The organism is Streptomyces sp. CB01580 (genome assembly GCF_001905795.1).
In the GTDB taxonomy this organism is placed as follows: Bacteria; Actinomycetota; Actinomycetes; order Streptomycetales; family Streptomycetaceae; genus Streptomyces.
This window is the reverse complement of record NZ_LIXJ01000021.1, coordinates 124,159-130,158: the sequence shown is the minus strand read 5'-3', so window position 1 is coordinate 130,158 and position 6,000 is coordinate 124,159. Positions and strand designations below refer to the sequence as shown.

At 70.9% G+C, this 6,000-nt stretch carries 2 protein-coding genes and 1 pseudogene; 2 read left to right on the top strand and 1 reads right to left on the bottom strand.

The genetic code is table 11. The features are described from left to right. Positions 1-178 precede the first annotated feature (178 nt). Entirely contained in the window at positions 179-1,297 is a 1,119-nt protein-coding gene (locus AMK22_RS26835) for an AI-2E family transporter (RefSeq protein WP_073789127.1), read from the top strand. Positions 1,298-1,500: 203 nt separating this feature from the next. On the opposite strand, the pseudogene AMK22_RS26830 reads toward AMK22_RS26835, so the two are convergent. Then, positions 1,501-3,894, bottom strand: a pseudogene (locus AMK22_RS26830) (ATP-binding SpoIIE family protein phosphatase); the annotation flags it as partial. 296 nt (positions 3,895-4,190) lie between these two features. Here AMK22_RS26830 and aspS point away from each other — a divergent pair. Next, positions 4,191-5,966, top strand: a complete 1,776-nt coding sequence (gene aspS / locus AMK22_RS26825; RefSeq protein WP_073789125.1) for an aspartate--tRNA ligase — start codon at positions 4,191-4,193, stop codon at positions 5,964-5,966. Positions 5,967-6,000: the final 34 nt, after the last annotated feature.

Genomic DNA, 6,000 nt, shown 5'->3' with positions numbered 1-6,000 from the left:
AACAAAGCCCTACTAGTGCTGCGACCGGAAAGGTTCACCGGCTCGCGACGCCCGGCAAACCTTTCCGGCCACAGCACTGGACATCGCACATGACCGCCGAGAGGTGGCACGTGGCGGCCCGTCGCCCGTACGGCGGCACGGGCGAGACATTGCATTCACGACATGATCGGGTGGGAGCGTGCAGACCCAGAAGCCCCTTCTGCCCGACGGCGCTCGGCGCACCGCCGCCTGGTGCGGTGTCGTCCTCCTCGTCACCGGGGTCGTGGCGGTCGCCGTGTGGCTGTGCGTCATCTTCAAGCCGGCCGTCACGCCTGTACTGCTCGCCCTGCTCGGCACGGCTCTGCTCGGCCCGGTCCACAGCAGGCTGACGGCGGGCGGTGTCAACCGTTCGGTGGCCGCGGGGCTCACCTGCGCCCTGCTCGTCGCGGTGGTCGGCGGCGCGGGATACATCGTCGTCACCGCGCTCGTGGACACCGGCCCGCAGATCCTCGGTTCGCTCAAACGCACCGGGCAGTGGTTCGTCGACCACCTCGGGATCAAAGGGACGACCGATGTGGACGCCCTCGCCGCCAACGCCCAGAAGATCCTGGAGAAATTCGGTGCGAGCGCCGCGGGCGGGCTCCTGTCCGGGATCAGCCTGATCGGTTCGCTGCTCGCGACGAGCGTCCTGGCCCTGCTGCTGACCTTCTTCTTCCTGCGCGACTCCGACCGGGCCGCGGGCCTCGCCCACGCGGTCGCCCCGCGCGGTACGGGCGACCTGGTCGAGGCCATGGGGCGGCGGGCCTTCGAGGCGGTCCAGGGCTTCATGCGCGGCACCACGTTCATCGCCCTGATCGACGCGGTCTGCATCACCATCGGTCTGCTGATCCTGCGCGTACCCGGTGCCGTGGGGCTGGGGGCGCTGGTCTTCGTCGGCGCGTACATCCCGTATCTCGGGGCGTTCATCTCCGGCGCGGTCGCGATCCTGGTGGCGCTCGCCGACCGGGGAGTGGTGATCGCGCTGTGGGCGCTGGGCGTCGTGCTCGCCGTACAGGTGCTGGAGGGCCACGTCCTGCAACCGATGATCCAGAGCCGTACGGTTCAGATGCACCCGGCCACGATCATGATCGCGATCACCGCGGGCGCCGGGGTGGCTGGGCTGCTGGGCATGCTGCTCGCGGTGCCGGTGTGCGCGGCGGCCTTCGGGATCATCGGCGAACTGCGCGGGGACCGTCCCGGTCCGGCCGGCGCGTCCCCGTCCGGCCCTTCCCCGTCCGGCGCCTCGCCCTCCGGTTCCTCCGGCCCTTCCGAGGCCTGAGAAGGAGGACGGGCGGGACGGAACCGTTCGGTGGAGAGGCCGGTTCAGCCGTCCGACCCGGGGCCCGGACCGGCATCCGCTCCCGTGCCTGTTCCCGTGTCCGCTCCGGCTCCGGTCGCCGTTCGCGCGTCCCTTGTCGTTCCCGTTCCTGTTGCCGTTCCTGGCCCTGGTCCCGGTCCTGTTTCCGCTTCTGCGGGGGGCCGTGCTTCCGCGCTCGCGCCCGGTTCGTACAGCTCGAACCAGATCAGCTTTCCTCCGCCCTGGGGGTCCACGCCCCACGCGTCGGCGAGCATTTCCAGCAGCACGAGCCCGCGTCCGCTGGAGGCCATTTCCCCGGGGCATCGCCGGTGCGGCAGTTCGTCGCTGCCGTCTGCCACCTCGACCCGGAGCCGACGCTCACCCGGCTCCCCGGTCGCCCGGACGATCAGCAGCGCGTCGCCGTCCGTGTGGACGAGGACGTTGGTGGTCATCTCGGAGACCATCAGCACCGCCGCGTCGATCTGCTCCGGATCCGCCCAGTCGTGCAGCAGCTCCCGCAGCTGCTGCCGGGCCGCCGAGATCCGCTCCGGTGCGGCCTGTGCGATGGTCAGCGCGGCCCGGCGCGTCGTCGTCTCCTGCGACGGTTCGCCGTCGCGTCGCAGCAGCAGCACGGCGAGGTCGTCCTCGCGGCGGTCCGCCAGCGGGCCCGTCGTGTAGTGGGCGGTGGGCCCGTGCACGGCCTGCACGAGGGCGTCGGCGAGCTTCTCCAGGTCGGCCGTCTGCTGTTCCAGGACCGGCCGCAGCCGGATCCAGCCCGTCGCCATGTCGTGGCCGCCGGTCTCGATCAGCCCGTCCGTACAGAGCATGATCGTCTCGCCGGGCTCCAGGGTGAGCCTGCTCGTCGGGTAGTCCGCGTCCGACTCGACGCCGAGCGGCAGCCCGCCGTCGGTGAAGCGGATCGTCGCGGTCCCGTCGGCCGTCACCACCACGGGGTGGGGGTGGCCGGCCCGCGCGATGTCGAGGGTTCCGGTCTCCGGATCGGCCTCCGCGTACAGGCAGGTCGCGAAGCGGGGGCCGGGTCCCTCTCCGTCCTCGTAGGCGTCGGTGAGCCCGGAGAGGAAGCGGGACGCACGCGAGAGCACCGCGTCCGGCCGGTGCCCCTCGGCGGCGTACGCGCGCAGCGCGATGCGCAACTGCCCCATCAGCCCCGCGGCGCGCACGTCGTGGCCCTGGACGTCACCGATGACGAGGGCGATGCGGCCGTTGGGGAGCGGGATCATGTCGTACCAGTCGCCACCGACCTGGAGCCCGCCGCCGGTCGGGACGTAGCGGGCGGCGACCGTCATCCCGGGGACACCGGGGCCGAGGGACGGCATCATCGAGCGTTGCAGTCCCAGCGACAGTTCGCGCTCGGTCTCGGCGACCCCGGCGCGGGCCAGCGCCTGGGCCAGCATCCGGGCCACCGTCGTCAGCACCGACCGTTCGTCCGTCGTGAACGCGACCGGCTGGCGGAACGCCGCCAGCCAGGCGCCCATGGTCCGCCCCGCCACCGTCAGCGGCAGAAAGGCCCAGGACCGGCGGCCGAACGTACTGGCGAGCGGCCAGGTGTCCGGGTAGCGGTGCCGGTACTGCTCGGGCGAGGGCAGATAGATCGCCCGCCCCGTCCGTATGACCTCGGCGGCCGGGTAGTCGGCGTCCAGCGCCATGCCGTTGAAGGGACGCTCGTCGCCCGTCTTGTGCCCGTAATGCCCGGTGATCGTCAGCCGGTCGCCCGCGACGCCGAAGACGGCCAGGCCGTCCGGCGAGAACCCGGGCATGGAGAGCGAGGCGGCGACCCGCAGCACCTCCTCGGTGGACCGGGCCTCGGCCAGCGCGCGGCCCGCGTCCAGCAGGAACGCCTCGCGGGAGCGGTGCCAGTCCCCGGTGGTGGTGCCGGTCCCGGTGGTGCCGCCGGGCTGCCGCTCGGCGACCTCCTGGAGGGTGCCCACCATGACAAAGGAGGCGCCGCCCGGCTTCTCGGGCGGCACCGACTCTTTCGTGGGATTTCTGACGTTCGCGGGGCTCACGGTCTCCGCGGTGATCGCGGGGGCCGTGCGGCTCGCAGGGCCCGTGAGACGTGAGAGGCCCGTAGGTCCTGAGGGGCCTGTGTGGTTCACAGGATCTGTGCGGTCCGAGGGATCTGTGCGGTCCGAGGGATCCGTGCGGTCCGAGGGATCTGTGAGGCCCGAGGGATCCATGAGGTCCGAGGCATCCGTGAGGTCCGAGGGTGACCCTCCGGGCGGCACCGACTCGTTCATGGGCGGCAGCGGCTCGTTCCCGAGCGTCAGCGGCTTGGACCGGCTGCGTACCGTGCGCAGCACCCGTCCCTGCGGATCCACGATCCGCAGCCGGGCCTCGGCGAGGGTGCCCTCGGCGAGCGCGAGGCCCACCACCCCGTGTATCTCGTTCCAGTCGACCGGATGGAAGCGGGAACGCACCGCCGACTCGCGGAAGACACCGGCCGTCGCGGGCAGCCCGAGGAGCCGGGCCGCCTCCGCGTCAAGCGTCACGGTCCGGGCTCCGCTGTCCCAGCGCCACAGACCGGTCGCGGTCGCGGCCAGGACATCCTCGGTGCGCATTGCCCCACTTTAAGAAGATCTGCTCGTTAAACGCCACTGTGGGCGGCCATAGCGGCCACACGGGACCGCTGCTCGGGGTGGGCGCACCCGGAGAAGTCGTGTACGAGGTCCGGGGCGTGGCCCCGCCGGGGCGGTCCGGGGCGCGGCCTCGCCGGGAGGTCCGGGGGCGGCTCGTCCGGGGCCCACGCCGCCGCCGGGCGATCTTGAAATGTCAATGTCAATGAATCGGTGCGGGCGCGGGCGGTAGCCTGGGGTGGTTGAATCCACCCCGAACCGCGAAGACTGGATGAACGACGATGCATCGGTACAGGTCCCACACCTGCGGCGAGCTCCGCGCCTCTGACGTCGGCACCGACGTCCGGCTGAGCGGCTGGCTGCACAATCGCCGAGACCTGGGCGGCATCCTCTTCATCGATCTGCGCGACCACTACGGTCTGGTGCAGCTCGTCGCCCGCCCCGGCACCCCCGCCAACGAGGCGCTGGCGAAGCTCACCAAGGAGACCGTCGTACGTATCGACGGCAAGGTCTCCGCGCGCGGCGCCGAGAACGTCAACCCGGAGCTCCCGACCGGCGAGATCGAGGTCGAGGTCACCGAGGTCGAGGTGCTGGGCGAGGCCGCCCCGCTGCCGTTCACGATCAACACCGAGGACGGGGTCAACGAGGAGCGGCGCCTGGAGTACCGCTTCCTCGACCTGCGCCGCGAGCGCATGCACCGCAACATCATGCTGCGCTCGGCCGTCATCGCCTCCATCCGCTCCAAGATGGTGGCCCTCGGCTTCAACGAGATGGCGACCCCGATCCTCACCGCGACGTCCCCCGAGGGCGCCCGCGACTTCGTCGTCCCGTCCCGCCTGAACCCGGGCAAGTTCTACGCTCTGCCGCAGGCCCCGCAGCAGTTCAAGCAGCTGCTGATGATCTCGGGCTTCGACCGCTACTTCCAGATCGCGCCGTGCTTCCGTGACGAGGACGCCCGCGCGGACCGTTCGCCCGGCGAGTTCTACCAGCTCGACGTCGAGCTGTCGTTCGTCGAGCAGGAGGACGTCTTCCAGCCGATCGAGAAGCTGATGACCGAGCTCTTCGAGGAGTTCGGCAACGGCCGCCACGTCACCTCGCCGTTCCCGCGCATCCCGTTCCGCGAGTCGATGCTGAAGTACGGCAACGACAAGCCGGACCTGCGCGCCAAGCTGGAACTGGTCGACATCTCCGACATCTTCGCCGACTCGGAGTTCAAGGCGTTCGCGGGCAAGCACGTCCGTGCCCTCCCGGTCCCGGACACCGCGGGCCAGTCCCGGAAGTTCTTCGACGGCCTCGGCGACTACGCCGTCCAGCACGGCGCCAAGGGCCTGGCCTGGGTCCGCGTCGGCGAGGACGGCGCCCTCGCCGGCCCGATCGCCAAGTTCCTCACCGAGAACGACGTCAAGACGCTCACCGAGCGCCTGTCCCTCGTCCCCGGCCATGCCGTCTTCTTCGGCGCGGGCGAGTTCGACGAGGTCTCCAAGATCATGTCCGTCGTCCGCGTCGAGGCCGCCAAGCGCGCCGGCCACTTCGAGGAGGACGTCTTCCGGTTCTGCTGGATCGTCGACTTCCCGATGTACGAGAAGGACGAGGACACCGGCAAGATCGACTTCTCGCACAACCCCTTCTCGATGCCCCAGGGCGGCATGAAGGACCTGGAGGAGAAGGACCCGCTCGACATCCTGGCCTGGCAGTACGACATCGTCTGCAACGGCATCGAGCTGTCCTCCGGCGCCATCCGCAACCACGAGCCCGATGTCATGCTCAAGGCGTTCGAGATCGCCGGTTACGACCGCGAGACCGTCGAGCACGAGTTCGCGGGCATGCTCCGCGCCTTCCGCCTCGGCGCCCCGCCGCACGGCGGCATCGCCCCGGGCGTCGACCGCATCGTGATGCTCCTCGCGGACGAGCCCAACATCCGCGAGACCATCGCCTTCCCGCTCAACGGCAACGCCCAGGACCTGATGATGGGCGCCCCGACGGAGCTGGACGAGTCCCGCCTGCGCGAGCTGAACATCCAGCTCCGCAAGCCGGTCGCGGCGAAGGACAAGGACTGACGGCGAACCCCTCGTCACCGGTGCCCGGCGACCC